Genomic DNA, 16320 nt, shown 5'->3' with positions numbered 1-16320 from the left:
ACATCAGCCCACGTAGCGCGGGAGCGAACCCATGAAAGCCATAGGCTACAGGACACCCGGTGCGATCGACCGCGTGGACGCTTTGGAGGACATCGAGCTTCCGCGCCCCGTTCCCACGGGACGCGACCTCCTCGTTGCCGTCGAGGCGGTGTCGGTGAACCCGGTAGACACCAAGGTCCGACGTAGCGCAACGCCGCCGGAAGGCGAATGGAAGGTACTTGGGTGGGACGCCGTCGGGCATGTGGTGGAGGTCGGCGAGGCCGTCACGGGCTTCAAGTCGGGCGACGCTGTGTTCTATGCAGGCTCAATCACCCGCTCTGGTGCGAACAGCGCGCTTCATCTCGTCGACGAGCGCATCGTCGGGCCAAAGCCTGCTTCTTTATCGAACTCCGAAGCGGCGGCGCTCCCACTCACAGCGCTCACGGCTTGGGAGATGCTCTTCGACCGGCTGGATGTCCGGAAAGCTGTGCCGGGCGCTGCGAAGGCTGTCCTCATTGTCGGCGGTGCGGGCGGCGTCGGCTCCATCGCGATCCAGCTTGTGCGGGCGCTGACGGACCTCACCGTCATTGCCACCGCCTCGCGGCCGGAGACGGAGGCCTGGGTGAAGGAGCTGGGCGCTCATCACGTGGTCGATCACCGCAAGCCATTGGCCGAACAGGTCGCCGCTCTCGGTTTCGGCGCGCCGGCTTTCGTGTTTTCGACAACCGAGACGCATCAGCATCTCGCGGAAATTGTCGAGCTCATCGCCCCACAGGGACGGTTCGGACTGATCGACGATCCTGAGACACTCGACGTCAACGCCTTCAAGCGCAAAGCCGTCTCGATTCACTGGGAGCTGATGTTCACCCGCTCGCTCTTCGAGACGCCCGATATGGACGAGCAGGGCAAGATCCTCGCCGAGATCGCGCGGCTCGTGGATGCGGGCCAGATCCGCACGACAGTGACGGAGCGGCTGACGCCGATCAACGCAGCCAATCTAAAAAGGGCGCATGCGGTGCTTGAGAGCGGTACGGCGAAGGGTAAGATCGTGCTCGAAGGCTTCTGAGCCTTCGATTCAACACGAAGTCCTCAGAGCAGAAGGCACTGATCTCAGCCGATCCCCGGCTCCTCGTCGCACGAACTGCCCGGCGCTTGCCCGGAGCGGCGGATTCCACACGTCACTGTGGCCTGCCTTGAGGGTGCGCGGCCATCGAGCCAGTCATCCGGCCCATGCCGATGAAGCCGGCTCTCATGCGGGCTCTCCCTTCATATGAGCCTTGAACGCATCGGCGTAATCCGGATGCCATCGCGACAGAGCAGGGCGGTTTTCGATGATGTCGCCGACATTCCAGGCGATCCGCCGCTCGTCCGTCTGGCGGGTCACATCATTGTCCGGGCACAGGATGTAGAAGTCGCCGCGCGCCATTCCGGCGAGCATGAAGTCAGCTACCTGCTCGGCCGTCCACGCAGCGGCTGGCTTCTCTGCAATGCCCCGACGCTTTGTGAAGCCGGTATAGGTGAAGCCGGGGACCAGCAGATGGGCGCTCACCCGGCGATGGGTGGCGAGTAGATCGTGTGCCAGGGACTCCGTCAGCGCCTTCAGCCCGGCCTTGCTGACATTGTACGCCGTATCTCCCGGCGGAAGCGTGATGCCTTGTTTGGAGCCGGTGTTCACGATCGTGCACGGCCAGTCTGCCGCCATCATGTCCGGCAGAAACTGCTGAACCCCATAAACCACGCCCATGAGGTTCGTCGCTATCGTCTGCTTCCATACATCCGGGCCGGCAAGGATGCCGCCGCCGCCTTCTCGCCCGGCATTGTTCATCAGCAGTGAGACCGGTCCGATCGCATCAGCCGCCTTCTTGAGCGCGGCCAGATCAGCTCCATCGCTTACATCGGTGGGCACCGGATGCACCTCAATCCCTTGCCCGCGCAGATCCTCTGCGGCCTGGTTCAGTTGGTCCTCGTCTATGTCGGCAATGACGAGGCGCATGCCGGCCTCGCCCAGCCTTCCGGCAACCGCGAGGCCGATGCCGCTTGCGGCGCCAGTGATGACCGCGACGCGGCCGGCTGTGATGGCGGGATGCTGATCCATTGTTGTTCTCCAGTCAGGGATGAAGCCGCTGCCGCTTGAGGCTGCAATCGCGTCAGCAGCGAGGTCGTGGAGTTCCTCCCCTCTGTGAACCCATGTTCGTAGATCTTGTTCACTCGGAGATGACCTCGGTCTCCGTGTTGAAGCTGAAGACCCCGAAGCCCCGGCCGACGAGGCGTGCGCAATCGGGCTCCACAAGGCTGTGCCGCTCTGCCAGCCCCCGCCGCAGCGGCCGCTTGTCGGCCAGTAATCGCAGCCGGACAGCTCACCGCGGGGATTGGCCTTGCCCTACCTCAGTTGGCGATGGAAGGCGTGGTGACGCGAAACTGCACCAGCACGTTCGGGCGAGGTCCCTCAGGAGCGGGAGGCCGGAATGCTCAGCGCATTCGGTTTCGGCACGGTCTGGCCCGGCTTGAACAGGGTGTCGCCCAGCAACGCCTCGAGACGAGCCGCCGTGCGGAGCAGGTCGAGGTCGCTGTAACGGCCGCTCACGATCTGCAGCCCGATAGGCAGGCCAGTGGCACCGCGCAGTGCCGGCAGGGTGAGGCACGGCACTTGCAGCGCGGTCCAGGCGCTGTTCATCATCGGATCGCCCGTTGCCGCCAATCCTGCCGGGGCCTCGCCGGGGGCCGCCAGGCAGACCACGCCGCTATAGGGCGCGATCAGCGCGTCCGTCGCGCGCCTCTGTTCCTCGGACGCGGCAAGGGCGCGGCGATAATCCTCGGCGGTCCAACGGCCGGCTCTCTCCACGCGAGCGGCGAGCGCCGGGTCCATCTTGTCGTGCGCCGCTGTCCATTCCGGTGCGAGCGAGCGGTGCATCTCGTAATCGTGGATCACGTTGGCCGCATCGGTCATGGCGTCGAATTCATCAGGCATGACGATCTCGTCGACGGTCACACCGGCTGCGCGAAGCGTGTCCACGCAGGCCTCGATCGCGGCCCGGGCATCCGGCGTCGCATTGTCCCAGTGCGGCTGTCGGCTGAAGGCGAGCCTCGGCGGCCGGCCGGTGGGCTCGGCCTCGCCAGGAACCAAAGCTCGGTAGACGCGCTCCGCGTCGGCGGTGCTCGCGGCCAGCAGGCCGATCGTGTCCAGCGACGTCGACAGGTTCTTCATTCCCGCCGTCGGAAACCAGCCATAGGTCGGCTTGAACCCGACCACGCCGCAGAAGGAGGCCGGCCGGATGATGGAGCCGAGCGTCTGGGTGCCGATGGCAACGGGCACGAGGCCGGCAGCAACCGCGGCCGCGGAGCCCGCGGAGGAGCCACCAGGGGTGTGCGCCGCATTGCGCGGGTTCAGGGTTGGCGTGGGCGGAGACGTGGCGAACTCGGTCGTCGTCGTCTTGCCGACCACGAAGGCGCCGGCGCGCTTCAGCGCCGTCACGATGGCCGCATCCATACGCGGCTGGCAGCCCTCATAGATCCGGGAGCCGTAAGCGGTGGGCATGTCCGCCGTGTCGAAGATGTCCTTCACCGCGACGGCCACCCCGCTCAATGGACCAGCGGCGTCCTGAGCCGGACCATCGGAAAGCGGGTCGGCGGCGATGTGGACGAACGCCCTCAACCCGGTGTCGGCGTCCCGGATGCGCTGCAGGACGGTCCGGATTGCGTCGGCGTCGCTCATCAATAGCCCCTTCGCTGGTCGATGACGTTGTGCAGCGGTTCCCCCGCGCGATAGCGGCGGGCATTGGCGAAGAACAGATCCAGTGCGAGAGCGACGTAGCCGGGGCCGTCATCCAGGGTGCAGTGCGGGCTGATGACCACGCGCGGCACGGACCAGAGCGGATCGTCCGGCGGCAGCGGCTCCTGGTCGAACACGTCGAGGAAGGCGCCGCCGAGTTCGTTCGCCTCCAGCTTTGCGATCAGCGCGGCATGGTCCATCACCTGCGACCGGCCGAGGCTGACGATGCCGGCATGGGCGGGCAGCAGATCGAGCTCGGCGCGCCCGATCAGGCCGGTCGTTGCCGGTGTGTTGGGCACGATCAGGACCAGGAAATCGGCGCGCGGAAGCAGATCGTGCAGTTCACCGACGCCGTGGCAATTCGGGAAGTCCGGCCGCGCGCCGGCCGTACGGGCGACGCCGATCACGTTCATTCCGAACTGCTGCGCAAACCGGGCGATGGCCCCGCCTAGCCGGCCGGTGCCGAGGATCAAGACCGTCCGTCCACGCACCGTAGGCGTGTAGATCTGCGTCCATTGTCGCGCGCGCTGCGCCTCGATGAAATGCGGCACGGCGCTGTTCAGCATCAGGATGGCGCCCATGCCGTACTCGCCGGCCTTCTGGGCGTGGAGGCCGCTGCCATTGGTCAAGGTGACAACGTCGGAGAGCAGCGGGATCAGTTCGTCCACGCCGGCGAAGATCGACTGCACCCACCGGAGGCGCGGCGCTCCCGCCTTGAGATCGGCGTGGTGCAGATGGCCGCAGACCAGAACCTCGGCGTCGACCAGCCCGGCCCGCAGGTCGTCCTCGCTGCGGCCGAAGCTGACGTCGAGCCGTTCGGCGATCTCGGGATCGCCCGCGCTGTGCCGCCCGTATTTGGCGGCGTTGATGCGGAACACCTCGTTGGGGCCGTCATATTCCTGGATGTGCACACGCAGCTTCGCCGTCACGGCCATGGTCCTGCTCTGTTGGGAGGCGAAGGCGGCCGTCTAGGCCGCGCGCACGATCACCCGGATGGGCGTCGGGTTGTAGGCGTTGCAGGGATTGTGCATCTGCGGGCAATTGGACAGCACGGCCAGCACATCCGTCTCGGCGCGGAGATCCACATGGCTGCCCGGAGGCGAGACATCCGCCGCGACGCCGGCGCCGCCATCCGGCATGATCGGAACCTGCATGAAGAAGTTCACATTGCTGACGATGGCGCTGCGGTCCATGCCGTGGGTCGCCAGTTCGCACAGGAAGTTCGAGTAGCAGCTTTCCGTGGTTTCGACGCCGTAGCGCAGCCGGTTGTTGGGATTGCTGCAGCACCCATAGACGGTGTCGTGCTGGCCCAGGCTGTCCTCGATCACGGTGAACAGGGGCAGCCCGCTGTCGCTGTAAAGCACCGTGCCCTTGGACACATAGGTGTTGCCCTGCACCTTGACGGTGTTCATCGAATTGTAGCGGTCGCCGGGATCGGCGGCGCTGTAGCAGAGGAAATCGACCGCCTGCTGACCTTCCAGATCAATCAGCCGCAGGACCTCGCCGGCCTTGATGACACGGCTCCACGGCGTGCGGGCTGGAACGACGGCGTCGTAGACAACGCCCTGCAGATCGCTCGCGCTGGGAACATCACTCATGGAACTCTCCTGTGTCGAGCCGGCGGGTCTCAGCCATTGACGTAGCGTTGCAGGAACTGCCGTGCCCGGTCCGTTTTTGGGGTGTTGAAGAAGGTGGCGGGCGGGCCGCTTTCCACGATGCGTCCGCCATCCATCAGGATCACCTCGTTGGCGGTCTCGCGGGCAAATCCCATCTCATGCGTCACCACCAGCATGGTGCTGCCGGCCTCCGCCAATACCTTCATCACCGCGACCACCTCGCCGACCAGCTCTGGATCGAGTGCCGAAGTGGGCTCATCAAACAGCAGCAGCTCTGGCCGCATGGCCAGCGCGCGAGCGATTCCCACGCGCTGCTTTTGTCCGCCCGAAAGGTGACTCGGGAACACGTCTCGCTTGCTGGAGAGGCCGACGCGTTCGAGCAGCACCTCGGCTTCAGCCACCACCTCGTCGCGCCTGCGGCGCTGGACATGGATCGGCGCCTCGATGAGATTTTGCAGAACAGTGAGGTGAGGCCAGAGATTGAAGTGCTGGAACACCATGCCAATGCGCGATCGTGCCTTGGCAAGCTCGGAGTTCGTCATCTTGACCACGCCCCCCGGGCGCAGGCCCACACGCTCGCCGGACAGGTAGATCGCTCCCTGGTCGGGGCGCTCAAGAAAGTTGACGCAGCGCAGCAGGGTGGACTTTCCGGAACCGCTGGGACCCAGCAAGCAGACGGTTTCGCCGCGGCGCACCTTCAGCGAGACGCCGTCGAGCACGATGTTCTGGCCGAACGATTTCGTCAGGCCGCTGATTTCGAGAACCACGTCCTCGGTCACCGGTTGGGGATCCGTCATCGCCTTGCCTCCGCCGCGCGCTCAACCACGAAAACGCCGGCCTCGACCAGCAAGCAAAGTGCCCAATAGATCAGCACGGCCACGATGAAGGCTGCGAACGGCACGAAGTACTGAGCTTGGATGCTGCTGGCTGCGTGGGTGAGTTCCGGCACCGCGATGATCGTGAGGAACGCCGAGTCCTTGATGATCTGGATCAGCTGGTTTCCGAGAAGCGGTCCGGACGCGAGGAAGATCTGCGGAAAGATGATGCGAATGTAGAGACGGGGCCCTTGAAAGCCGAACGCGGTCGCCGCCTCCAGGCTCTCGCGCCCCAGCCGACTCCAGACGCTGCGGAAGATCTCCGCCATGTACGCCGTGTTGTAGATCACGATCGTGAACATGCCGGCGCTCCAGTTGTCGAGATTGAGCCCGAAGCTGGGGAGCCCGTAATAGACAAGGTAGGCCAGCATCAGGAACGGCACGCACCGCATCAGGTCGACCATGCCGCGAAAGGGGATTCGCACCGCCCGGTTCCGCGACATCAGAAGGATGGCCAGAAGCGCTCCGAGCATCAGTGCAAGAGCCGCCCCTGCGAGGGACAGGATGACCGTGTTGATCAGCCCTTCGACAAGGAGGTCGGCATGGTCCCAGACGATGCCGAAATCACGGCTCACGCTTCGGCCCCGATCTGGCCATAGCGTCGCTCAGTGATGCGCTGAAGACCCACGAACAGCATGATGACCAATACGTACAGGACGGTGGCGACGATCATCGGCGGCAGCGGGTCATAGGTCTGTGCGCCGATCCGCGTTGCGGCGCGCGTGATCTCCACGACGCCTACGACCGCGATCGCCGGGCTCGACTTGATGAGCATGGTCATCTCGTTGATGAGAGGCGGCAGCGACGAGCGCCAAAGCTGCGGAAAGATGATGCGGCGGAAGCGGAGCAGCGGCGTCATGCCGAAAGCACGCGAGGCTTCCAGCTGGTCCGCTGGGAAGTTGTTCAGCCCGGCTCGCCAGATCTCACAATTGAAGGCGGCCGTGTTGAGGGTCAGCATCACGATCGCAGCCGTGATCGGCCCGATCTCCGGACCGATCGTGGGTACGGCGAAGAAGATCAGCAGAATCAGCGTGACAGCAGGAACCGAGCGCAGCAGGCTGACATAGACCGCAACGATCTTGCCGAGCACGGGCACCCGCCCCCATCGTACCAGCGCCAGCACCAGCCCGAGCGGAACGCCCAGAACGATGCCGGCGCCGGAGATGAACAGCGTCATGCCGGCGCCCTGCAACAGGGAGATAAAAGCGCCTGCGGTCACGCTTGGGTTTCCGTCGGCCGCGGCGGAACCGCGGCGGACGAACGATCAGGGCTCATAGGAATCCGGAAGATCGGGGAAGGATTGGCCGAGCCACTTCTCCTGAAGTTTCGCGAGGTTGCCATTCTTCTTCTGCTCGGCAAGGAAGTCGTTGATGAGCGCGAGCAGCTCCGAATTCCCCTTCTGGACCGCCCATCCCGGCACTGTCCTGCTGGAGACAGCCTGTCCCAGTTCGAAGACCTCGGGCTTGTCCTTCACCAGTGAGCGAATGTTGATGATCGTGTTGATCACGTAGTCGACGCGCTTCAAGGCAAGGTCCTGATAGGCTTCGGGATAGGAGGTGTACTGCACCACCTTGCCGAGCTTGCCGCCCGTCTTGGCCAGCATGGCCTCCAGCTCCGGCAGCTTTTCCAGCTGCGCGCTACCCGACTGCACTCCCACGGTCTTTCCGTCGAGGTCCTTGATGTCCTTGATGCTGTCGTCGCTCTTGCGCTTCACGTAGAAATGCGTGGAATCGGCGATGGGCATGCTGAAGTCGAGGGACTTCACGCGCTCCTTGGTGATCATGGCCGCGGTGACGGCAACGTCATATTTGCCGGTGCTGACGCCAGCCAGAAGGCCCGTCCAAGGAATTACCTGCTGGCGGATCTCAACCGGTGAGGTCTTGCGGAACTCAGCCAGAAGCTCGTTGTCGAAACCAGTCGGCTTGCCGTCTTCCATGAACTCGAAGGGCTTGTAGTCGTCTTCGGTCGCGACGACCATGTAGCCGCGCGCCTTGATCTCGGCGAGCGTCGCAGCTCCCGCAAGGCTGCTCGACAAAGCTACGCCGACAACCGCGGCGAACGCCGCCGCGAGAATGGATCGGCTTAGCGTGCTCTTCATTGAACTCATCGTGGACGTCCTTGCAGCACTGGCCGAATGAACCACTCAACGGCTGGTAACCGGAGTGCAATTAGCGTGCCTTGTGACGGAGGGCACACACGGCATCTCATTGCCTGCGGTCCTGGCGCTCCAGAACCATGTCGATTTCTACCAGGGCGGACCGGCCCAAACGGGAGACGCCTACCGTGGTGCGGCCCGGCATCCGGGTCTCGTCTGCAAAATGGCGGTGGTAGACCGTGTTGAGCCCGGCGAAGTCCCGCTCGAAATCGGTGAGGTAGAGCCGCACGAACACTGCGTCTGAAAGCCGGTAGCCGGCAGCTTCCACAATCAGTCGCAGATTAAGGAACACGAGTTCCGCTTGCGCTTCGATTGTCGCGGGTAACGGCGCATCAGGATCGGCGGGGTTGATCGGCAATTGCCCCGTAACGTGCAGCAGTCCGCCTGCTTCGACGGCATGGGAATAGCGAACCGTCTTGGGGGAGGGCGCGGCATTTGCCACGGTGATGTAGCGAGCCATGTCACGGTTCTCCGAGCGGTGATGCGGCGGGACTTCCCGAAAGTTCGGATGCGATAGCTTCGGCGACGTGCCGTGCTTGCGCCGAAGCCTCGGGAACACCCGTTGCCTCGCCGACGACCGCGCGGGCAAAGGGACCTGCCGCCCAGAGGCAGGGACTGACGCTACCAGAGCGGTTCAGCAGCCTCCCGTGCGCGTCCACAGCCAGCCCTGCGCGCAGGGCGTCGGGCGCCAGATATCCGTTCTGGAGCGCGGATTGGAGGAACGGATTGCCCGAATGCAGGATGTCGCTGTCCGGCCCGGTGCAGTTGATGATGGCATCGACCTCTTCCCGGCGCGGGTCGCCGCGGCGCGGTCGCCAGTCGATCCGGAAACGGTCTTGGGTACTGCCGATGCCGAGGATGTGGCCGGGCGATATCGTGAGCCATCCCGACTCGCGGCCAGAAGCGATGAGGTCGGCCACCTGAGGGGCGATACGGAAGCGATGCACATCCCAGAACGGGCGCAGTCGGCGCGCGATCTTCGCCTGCTCCGGCAGCGGCAATGTCTTCCAGTAGACGTGCAGCTTTCGACGAAGGGAATCGATGACCGTCTGCCATTCGCCGCCCGCCGCTTCGACATTTGCGATGCGGCTGCGCAGAAGCCGCATCAGGCCGAGAGCCGTCGATGGCGGCGATGTTCCCTCGAACAGATCGTATTCGGTGTCGAACCCGGCATGCGGCCTGGGGGTCAAGGCGCGTCGTGAAATCGCATGCACCCGGCCGCGATGGCCATTCGTCCGCAGAGTTACAACGGCATCGCACATGGTTAGCCCAGTGCCGATGATGGCAATGTCAGCGTCCGGCGGGATCGCGGCAATGGCCTCCTGATCCCAGGGATTGCGCACGAGATGCGGCAATGCCTCCGCGCCGCCGCTTAGCGGCCAGCGGAACGGCGGCGCACCATAGGTGCTGCAGACAACCACGTGGTCGAAGACCGCCGGGCCGCCGGTCCTCAGATCGACCCGCCACCCGCTGTCGGTGCGGGACAGCCCCACAGCGGTGTCACGCCTGTGCCTGATGGTGGAACCGGACGGGTTTGCCTGTGCCGCGTCTTCAACCAGGGCAGACATATAGGCGCCAAAGACGCGCCTGGGCGCGTAGGGATCAGGCTCGCCCGCGCGGTGCGGGGTGGCGGGCGCGTTGCCGTCTCGTGCGAGCCACTTGGCAAAGTGCTGCGGATCCTGGGCAAAGACGGTCATACGCTCTGCGGGCACATTGATGCGGTGTTCCGGCCCGCACGAGCCATAGGCTAGCCCCGCGCCGAGCTGTTCGCGCGGCTCTATGATCTCGATGCTCACCGGGGACGGGGCAAGCCGCGCCAGGTGCACGGCGAAAGCTGCGCCCGTGAACCCGCCGCCGACCACACCGATCCTGCGATATCGGCCCTGCGCGTCAGACATCGCGGCGGCCGACCTCATGGTCAAGGCGGTCAACCGCCTTGGTGAAGCACTCAAGCGGTGCCTGCGCAACGCCGATGCCGATCCATCCCTGAACGCCGTCACGGTGCGCGATGCCGGTGTGGATCCTCACGCCGGCGCCCGAAGCCGCAACGCGGCGTGCATCCAGGCCGACGCCCACACCCTCCGCGCCCGCGAGGGCCGGGGAGATGGTGCGGCTGTGTTGGACAAACAGGCTCCGCATCCGCGCCCCAGCCTCCTGCGCATCCAGCCAGGTCCGCTGCATGCTGGCCGCCAACTCCGGGGAGGCGTGGGCGACGCAGCCGCCGAGCCCGTACGTTTCCATGATCGCGCTGTCCCCAAGATCCCCGTGAGCATCGGCAATCGAGAACGGCGGAAAAAAGCCGCCGACGGGCAGGTCCGCCGGCGCGGTGAACCAATGATCGCCTGTTGCCGCAAGTTGTATGCCGCAGGAGAGCCCGTTGCGGCTGATGGCTGTGACGATGCTCGATCCCTCAATACCCCGGGCCGCATCCAGGCAGAGCTTGGCGGATGCCATGGCGTAGTTCAGGAAATGCTGGGGATGCTCGTCCAGCCAAGTTCGTACGGAACCCGGCAGATCCGGCAGGGCCGCCAGGAAGGAGAGCATGCCGCCGACATTGCGCTGGTGGATGTCGTCGCCCAGGTCTACCCCGCGCTTGAGAAGAGGAAGTATCCGCAAGCCATTAGTCGGCAAGGCCAGGGCAAGAGCATCGGCGACAGGGCCCTCGACGAAGCGCAGGCCTTCGGCGACCTCCTGGTTGTAGTAGCCGAAACGCAGGACGTGCCTGCCTTTCTCGGCCAGGGTCGCGAAGGTGCACCGGCCTGTCGTGCCGTCTTCGATCCGGAACAGGCGCTGGCCCGGCCGCACCACACCCGACATGGGAGACACCGTCCCGAGCCCATGGTTGTGGCGCAGCCTGATCTCGCCCCCGAGCACCATGCGGCGCGCGCTGTCCATGTCCCCCGCCCAGCCTTCGTGCACCGCAGCCCCCGCAAGTGCGTTCAGCACGACGACGGGAGGTGCTTCCGCATCCTCAAAGGGCGGACCGGCATGGCCAAGTTCTCCCTCCGCAAGCCCCAGGGCGTCGCGTGCCAGCACCGGTTCACGGATTATCGGGTCCACCGCGAGAATGGCGTCCACCCCCTGCCGGTTGGCGGTCTCGGTGCGGTCGTGAGACGTCATGATCGGCTTTCTTTCCAGCATGGTCGGCGCGTGGCCGCAGCGATGACGGGGCTGCCCATGAAACTCTTGATCAGGAGCGTTTCGCCGGTGGCGACGTTCTCGCGTTCAAGCTGCATCGAAGCATCCGAGACGTGGTGCGGATCGGGTCTTTCCGGGGTGTCGAGCAAGGATTCAGCTGGTCCGCGAGAATGGCAACCGAGCGTACCGCGCATGCGGACGCGGAGTCGGCGATGCTCGCATGGAGATGGGGAGTTGCCAGTGTGGCGAGATCGGGACCGTTCGTCTCGACCCGGCGCGCGGAGTAACGCGCCATCGAGATCGTGCGGTGGTTCTTTGGCGCGCGGGCGCACTCTATCCCGGCGGACGCACGTCACGGCATTACGGTCCCGCAGTTCGGGTCTAGCACTTGCCCGGTGAACGCGTCGCCGTCGCTTGAGGCGAGGAACACCACGGAACGCCCGACATCGCGCGGTCCACCCCAACGTTTCAGCGGGATACGTTCGCGGTTTTCGTCGGTGTATTCGGGGCCGGCCCGGAAGCGCCCGGTCGCGGTCGGCCCCGGTGCGACGCAGTTGACAGTAATGGCAGGGGCCAGCGCCAGTGCCAAGGATTTGGACATGGCCATCATGCCGGCCTTCGCGGCGCTGTAATGCGGCAGTCCGGGGTCGCCTATATAGGCCTGCTCCGAAGAGATGTTGATGATGCGGCCGCCGCCGCGCGCAACAAGATGCGGCACAGCCGATTGGGCGAGGAAAAACGGCCCCTTGAGATTGAGGTCCAGCATCTCATCGTAGTCGGCCTCGGTGATGTCGGCGAGTACCTGGTGATGGGAGTAGCCTGCGTTGTTGACGAGGATGTCCAAGCCACCCAGCCCGGCTGCGGCCTGCGCCACCACCCTGCGGCATTCCTCGGGTTTCGTAAGGTCTCCCATCACGACGAAGGCGTGGCGGCCGAGCCGCTCGATCTCCGCGACGACTTCCTCGGCTTCCTCGTCACGGCGGAAATCGTTGATGGCGATATCGGCCCCTTCCTCGGCGAGACACAGAGCGATCGCTCGGCCGATGCTCTCTCGTCGGGCGGCACCCGTTACGATCGCGAGTTTCCCCTCAAGCCTGCCCACGACACGTCCTTTCTGTTGTTGCTCAAGCCGAGGTCCGCTAGGCGATGCGATCGAGTCAGCCGAGCTATGCCCAGTGTGGAGCGCGAGGACGCAGTGTCGTTTAGTAGTTCAGGTGCAACAGGTCAAAACAACGGGAATCATGAGAGGATCAAAAAGCAGGCTGTTTATGCTCAATCGATGGGCACAGTCTCGGCCGACGTGAGCAAAGGTGAGCAACATCATTGATTAAACTGTGTGCACTAGTTCCTTGGTCGAGGGATACATTGGAAATCCTGATGTAAATATAGCCGTGGCTCTCTGGATCAGGGTGGCCTGAAGCGAAAGCTTGGCACCATCAACCCCGAGGATCGATGTTCAAACATTGGCTTTCCTCGTGGTTTCACGCGACGACAGGAGCAGGCCAGTGAAGACGACGCTAACCGCACGGCTGAGCAGCAAGTTCCCCAGGTTGAGCAGGCAGGCCCTGCTGGGTGCGGCGGCTGCGGTGTTGATCGCCGCTTCGCCAGTCGCGGCCGAACCCGTGAAGATCAAGGTCGGGCATCTCGTGGCGCTCGATATGGCGCCTCTCTTCGTTGCCCAGGCCGGCACCTGCTTCAAGGATAACAATCTCGACGTCGAGACGGTGTTCTTCGCCAACCCCGGCGACAACAACGCTGCCCTGGCCGGTGGCGCGATCGATGTCAGCATCAATCCCTTCACCTTGCCCTTCTTCGCGGCCAATAGCGGCATACCGATCCGGGTGGTGGCGGCCGCCGGCGGCTGGGGCGTGATGGAAGTGATCGCGGACAAGGAAAGCGGCCTGAAGAGCATGGCCGATCTCAAGGCCTATGTGGCAGCGGGCAAGCCGAAGCTGAAGATCGCCACATTGCAGGGCGACACCCTCGAGCTGATCCTGACCCGCGAGTTCGAGAAGAACGGCATCGCCACCGACGCCGTGGAACTTGTCTACTTCAACGACCTCCTGGCGATGGTGGAGGCGTTCCGCACCGGCGAGGTCGACATCCTGAGCCACATCAAGCCCTACACGACCGATCTTGTCGCCTCAAAGGGAGCCGCAGTCCTCACGACGAACGCGTCGGCATGGTCAGCAGGCACTCCGAACACCGTGGTCAGCGTGCTCGACAAGACGCTGACGAGCCGGCCGGAGGTGGTGGAGAGCTACCTCAAGGCCATGATCTGCAGCGCCAAGATCATCAACGAGAAGCCCGACACAGCCGTCGAGCTGTTGTCCAAGGGCTCCTATTTCCGGGTGAAGCCGGATGTTCTGCTGGCCTCGTTCAAGTCCGCGCCAGCGCCGATCTCCTTTGTTCCTGATGTCGATGCGGTGCAAAGCGTGGTCACCGACCTGACGAAGCTTGGCTACGTGAAGGGCACCACCTCCGCGGCCGACATCTTCCGCCTCGACATGATCAAGTCGCTCGAAGGCAAATGAACTGGCACCTTCAAAAAGGCACCTTGGTCGGAGCCGCGTTCGTCGCGGCTCTGATCGCGCTCTGGGAGCTTCTGGGGGCGACGGGCGGGTTCGCCCTGACCGCCGTGCTGCCGCCGCCAAGCCAGTTCTTTTCGTCGGTGATGGCAAGCGGGTTCAAGATCGGCCTCGGCTCGCAGGCCGCTCCGGTGTGGCTGTCGATCCTTTCGACGTTCTACCGCGTCTTCGTGGGGATGATGCTTGCCTTTGTGCTGGCGGTGGCGACGGGTGCGTTGCTGAGCCTGTCGCAGACCGCGACCTGGTGCCTTCGCCCGGTGCTCAACCTGCTGGCGCCCATCGCGCCGATCGCCTGGATTCCCACGGCCATCGTCGTTTTCGGGATATCGAACGTGACGGCGATCTTCATCGTCTTCATGGGCGTCTACTTCATCCTGACGATCGCCACGCTCGCCGAGATCGAAAGGGTGCCACAGGAGTACTCGACGCTGGCGGAGAACCTCGGCGCCAACGCGTTCGAGCGGTGGATCTATGTCATCCTTCCCGCGATCCTGCCGGGCGTGTTCACCCTGCTGCGGACCAATTTCATCGCGGCCTGGATGGCGGTGCTGGTGGCTGAGATGGTGGGGCTGCGTGATGGCCTGGGCGCTATCATCATGATGGGCCGCAACCTGTTCAACAACGAGCTGATCATGTTCGGCATGGTCGTTATCGGCATCACCGGTTTCATCGTGGACAAGCTGCTGGCGCTGATCGGCAACCGGGTTCTGTGGTGGAGGACCTGATGCACGGCACGGCCGCCTCGCAGATCGCCTTTGACGTCGATAACCTGACAATTGCTTTCCCCGGCCGTGGGCCGGGTGCTGGCGCGTTCACGCCGATCGATCGCTTCAACCTCAAGATCACGGCCGGCGAGATCACCTGCATTCTGGGCCGTTCCGGGTGCGGAAAGACCACGCTGCTGAGGTCGCTCGGCGGCTTCATCAAGCCAGAGCCCACCGGCGGCGTGGTTTACAAGGGCCAGTACCTCACGGCGCCAACGCCCGAAGTGGTCCTGATCTTCCAGGAGAACAACCTGTTCCCCTGGCTCAACGTGCGCCAGAACGTGGCTTTCGGTGCCCGGTTCCGGAAGCGTCCGAAGGCGGAGCAGGCTGCCCTCGTGGATCGGATGATCGAGACGGTCGGCCTGGCAGAGGCCGCCGGCGCCTATCCGCATCAATTGTCCGGCGGCATGCGCCAGCGGACGGCGATTGCCCGGGCGCTCGTCAGCGAGCCCGGCATCCTGCTGCTGGACGAGCCCTTCAGCGCGCTCGACATTAGCCTTCGCCGGCGCATGCACGACCTGCTGCGGACCATCTGGCACGACACTCGCAAGACCATGGTCATGGTCACGCACAATGTCGAAGAGGCCATCGTCGTCGGTCATCGCGTCATCGTTCTCGGCGGGCAGCCTTCACGGGTTCTGATCGACGTGGACACCCGGGCGGATGGTCTGAAGGACCGCTACAGCGCCGAGTTCCTGAACCTGCAAAGACAGATCGAGACCGCGATCTACTGAGAGGCCTGCATGAACGGAATCCACGATATGGGAGGGCTCCACGGCTTCGGCGCCGTGGAGGTGGAAGCCGATGAGCCGGTGTTCCATGCCCGCTGGGAAGGTCGCGTCTACGCGATGACGCAGCAGCTCGACACCCGCGGCGTCTACAGCCTCGACGAGCACAGGCACGAGATCGAGTTGATGGGCACGCCGTCCTACCTGCTGGACGGGTATTACGGCCGTTGGCTGTTTGCCATGGAGCGCATCCTGGACCGCAAGGGCATCCTGACGCGGGCCGAGGTTGACCTGCGCTTGAGCGAAATCGGCGCCGACGCACTGGCGCCGACCCGTCCTGATCGCGAGGCGAGACACTGGCCGCTTGCGCCGGAGGAACTCACGCCCTGGGGCGCGTGGCGGCGCGATCGGGATGCAGACATCGTCCCGAAGTTCGCGGTTGGAGACAGGGTCCGGGTGCGCAACCTGCACCCGGAGGGACACACCCGCTTGACTGCCTACATCCGCGGCAAGGTCGGCACCGTGTCGATCGTCAATGCGCAGGCGTGGGTGCTTCCGGACACCCGCGCGCACAACCGCGGTGAGAACCTCCAGCCGGTCTACAATGTGGATTTTCCGGCGGATGAGGTCTGGGGCCCGCAGGCGGAGCCCAACGTCACCGTGAAGGTGGACCTGATGGAAGACTATCTCGAGCGGGAGGTGTAGCCC

18 protein-coding genes are annotated in these 16320 nt (G+C 64.5%); 5 read left to right on the top strand and 13 right to left on the bottom strand.

Translation table 11 applies throughout. The annotated features are described in order from the left end of the window. Positions 1-31 precede the first annotated feature (31 nt). A complete protein-coding gene (locus SCD90_RS01365) occupies positions 32-1045 on the top strand; it encodes a zinc-binding alcohol dehydrogenase family protein (protein ID WP_319842817.1) in 1014 nt (337 codons plus the stop codon). A gap of 183 nt (positions 1046-1228) precedes the next feature. Here the strand turns inward: SCD90_RS01365 and SCD90_RS01360 are convergent, their stop codons facing one another. The 13 genes from SCD90_RS01360 to SCD90_RS01300 all read right to left on the bottom strand — a co-directional run bounded on the left by SCD90_RS01360 (position 1229) and on the right by SCD90_RS01300 (position 12634). Beyond that, positions 1229-2074, bottom strand: a complete 846-nt coding sequence (locus SCD90_RS01360) for an SDR family NAD(P)-dependent oxidoreductase (RefSeq protein WP_319842816.1) — start codon at positions 2072-2074, stop codon at positions 1229-1231. 351 nt (positions 2075-2425) lie between these two features. Next, complete coding sequence (locus SCD90_RS01355; protein ID WP_319842815.1) at positions 2426-3691, bottom strand: amidase; 1266 nt, start codon at positions 3689-3691, stop codon at positions 2426-2428. Continuing rightward, positions 3691-4683, bottom strand: a complete 993-nt coding sequence (locus SCD90_RS01350) for a D-2-hydroxyacid dehydrogenase (protein WP_319842814.1) — start codon at positions 4681-4683, stop codon at positions 3691-3693. Before SCD90_RS01350 ends, SCD90_RS01355 begins: the two co-directional genes overlap by 1 nt. A gap of 33 nt (positions 4684-4716) precedes the next feature. Next, complete coding sequence (locus tag SCD90_RS01345) at positions 4717-5346, bottom strand: DUF1989 domain-containing protein (protein ID WP_319842813.1); 630 nt, start codon at positions 5344-5346, stop codon at positions 4717-4719. A 29-nt stretch (positions 5347-5375) separates the two neighbouring features. After that, positions 5376-6161, bottom strand: a complete 786-nt coding sequence (locus SCD90_RS01340) for an amino acid ABC transporter ATP-binding protein (RefSeq protein ID WP_319842812.1) — start codon at positions 6159-6161, stop codon at positions 5376-5378. Continuing rightward, entirely contained in the window at positions 6158-6814 is a 657-nt protein-coding gene (locus SCD90_RS01335) for an amino acid ABC transporter permease (protein ID WP_319842811.1), read from the bottom strand. The genes SCD90_RS01340 and SCD90_RS01335 overlap by 4 nt, the downstream gene beginning before the upstream one ends. After that, positions 6811-7458 (bottom strand): amino acid ABC transporter permease, encoded by a 648-nt coding sequence (locus SCD90_RS01330; RefSeq protein ID WP_319842810.1) that lies wholly within the window; start codon positions 7456-7458, stop codon positions 6811-6813. The genes SCD90_RS01335 and SCD90_RS01330 overlap by 4 nt, the downstream gene beginning before the upstream one ends. A 45-nt stretch (positions 7459-7503) precedes the next feature. Continuing rightward, the gene (locus SCD90_RS01325) at positions 7504-8337 is read right to left on the bottom strand and encodes a transporter substrate-binding domain-containing protein (RefSeq protein ID WP_319842809.1); all 834 of its coding nucleotides are present in this window, start codon (positions 8335-8337) and stop codon (positions 7504-7506) included. A gap of 106 nt (positions 8338-8443) precedes the next feature. Beyond that, positions 8444-8854: a RidA family protein gene (locus SCD90_RS01320; RefSeq protein WP_319842808.1), complete on the bottom strand. Its 411-nt coding sequence runs from the start codon at positions 8852-8854 to the stop codon at positions 8444-8446. A gap of 1 nt (position 8855) precedes the next feature. Further along, positions 8856-10310, bottom strand: a complete 1455-nt coding sequence (locus tag SCD90_RS01315; protein WP_319843222.1) for an FAD/NAD(P)-binding protein — start codon at positions 10308-10310, stop codon at positions 8856-8858. Continuing rightward, the gene (locus SCD90_RS01310; protein ID WP_319842807.1) at positions 10285-11514 is read right to left on the bottom strand and encodes an oxamate carbamoyltransferase subunit AllG family protein; all 1230 of its coding nucleotides are present in this window, start codon (positions 11512-11514) and stop codon (positions 10285-10287) included. The genes SCD90_RS01315 and SCD90_RS01310 overlap by 26 nt, the downstream gene beginning before the upstream one ends. Beyond that, positions 11511-11681 carry a hypothetical protein gene (locus SCD90_RS01305; RefSeq protein WP_319842806.1) on the bottom strand — a complete coding sequence of 57 codons (171 nt, stop codon included), beginning with the start codon at positions 11679-11681 and terminating at the stop codon, positions 11511-11513. The genes SCD90_RS01310 and SCD90_RS01305 overlap by 4 nt, the downstream gene beginning before the upstream one ends. 203 nt (positions 11682-11884) lie before the next feature. After that, positions 11885-12634, bottom strand: a complete 750-nt coding sequence (locus SCD90_RS01300) for an SDR family NAD(P)-dependent oxidoreductase (protein WP_319842805.1) — start codon at positions 12632-12634, stop codon at positions 11885-11887. Between the two features lie 403 nt (positions 12635-13037). Here SCD90_RS01300 and SCD90_RS01295 point away from each other — a divergent pair, with 403 nt between their 5' ends. From SCD90_RS01295 to nthB, 4 genes are read left to right on the top strand one after another with little or no spacing between them, the layout of a single operon-like run. Beyond that, complete coding sequence (locus SCD90_RS01295) at positions 13038-14066, top strand: ABC transporter substrate-binding protein (protein WP_319842804.1); 1029 nt, start codon at positions 13038-13040, stop codon at positions 14064-14066. Then, positions 14063-14845, top strand: coding sequence for an ABC transporter permease (locus SCD90_RS01290; protein WP_319842803.1), 783 nt, complete (start codon positions 14063-14065; stop codon positions 14843-14845). The genes SCD90_RS01295 and SCD90_RS01290 overlap by 4 nt, the downstream gene beginning before the upstream one ends. Continuing rightward, a complete protein-coding gene (locus SCD90_RS01285; RefSeq protein WP_319842802.1) occupies positions 14845-15618 on the top strand; it encodes an ABC transporter ATP-binding protein in 774 nt (257 codons plus the stop codon). Before SCD90_RS01290 ends, SCD90_RS01285 begins: the two co-directional genes overlap by 1 nt. Positions 15619-15627: 9 nt before the next feature. Then, positions 15628-16317, top strand: a complete 690-nt coding sequence (gene nthB / locus SCD90_RS01280) for a nitrile hydratase subunit beta (protein ID WP_319842801.1) — start codon at positions 15628-15630, stop codon at positions 16315-16317. The last annotated feature ends 3 nt before the right edge of the window (positions 16318-16320 follow it).

It is taken from the genome of Terrihabitans rhizophilus (assembly GCF_033898525.1).
Classification (GTDB): domain Bacteria; phylum Pseudomonadota; class Alphaproteobacteria; order Rhizobiales; family Methylopilaceae; genus Flaviflagellibacter; species Flaviflagellibacter rhizophilus.
The sequence above is the reverse complement of the archived record's forward strand: the minus strand, read 5'-3'. Positions and strand labels throughout refer to the sequence as shown.

What these genes read in the sequence shown, in the direction of transcription:
- SCD90_RS01350 (WP_319842814.1), bottom strand. Translation starts at nt 4,683, where the DNA reads ATGGCCGTGACGGCGAAGCTGCGTGTGCACATCCAGGAATATGACGGC.
- SCD90_RS01285 (WP_319842802.1), top strand. Translation starts at nt 14,845, where the DNA reads ATGCACGGCACGGCCGCCTCGCAGATCGCCTTTGACGTCGATAACCTG.
- SCD90_RS01290 (WP_319842803.1), top strand. Translation starts at nt 14,063, where the DNA reads ATGAACTGGCACCTTCAAAAAGGCACCTTGGTCGGAGCCGCGTTCGTC.
- SCD90_RS01365 (WP_319842817.1), top strand. Translation starts at nt 32, where the DNA reads ATGAAAGCCATAGGCTACAGGACACCCGGTGCGATCGACCGCGTGGAC.
- SCD90_RS01315 (WP_319843222.1), bottom strand. Translation starts at nt 10,310, where the DNA reads ATGAGGTCGGCCGCCGCGATGTCTGACGCGCAGGGCCGATATCGCAGG.
- SCD90_RS01310 (WP_319842807.1), bottom strand. Translation starts at nt 11,514, where the DNA reads ATGACGTCTCACGACCGCACCGAGACCGCCAACCGGCAGGGGGTGGAC.
- SCD90_RS01340 (WP_319842812.1), bottom strand. Translation starts at nt 6,161, where the DNA reads ATGACGGATCCCCAACCGGTGACCGAGGACGTGGTTCTCGAAATCAGC.
- SCD90_RS01355 (WP_319842815.1), bottom strand. Translation starts at nt 3,691, where the DNA reads ATGAGCGACGCCGACGCAATCCGGACCGTCCTGCAGCGCATCCGGGAC.
- nthB (WP_319842801.1), top strand. Translation starts at nt 15,628, where the DNA reads ATGAACGGAATCCACGATATGGGAGGGCTCCACGGCTTCGGCGCCGTG.
- SCD90_RS01360 (WP_319842816.1), bottom strand. Translation starts at nt 2,074, where the DNA reads ATGGATCAGCATCCCGCCATCACAGCCGGCCGCGTCGCGGTCATCACT.
- SCD90_RS01320 (WP_319842808.1), bottom strand. Translation starts at nt 8,854, where the DNA reads ATGGCTCGCTACATCACCGTGGCAAATGCCGCGCCCTCCCCCAAGACG.
- SCD90_RS01325 (WP_319842809.1), bottom strand. Translation starts at nt 8,337, where the DNA reads ATGAAGAGCACGCTAAGCCGATCCATTCTCGCGGCGGCGTTCGCCGCG.
- SCD90_RS01345 (WP_319842813.1), bottom strand. Translation starts at nt 5,346, where the DNA reads ATGAGTGATGTTCCCAGCGCGAGCGATCTGCAGGGCGTTGTCTACGAC.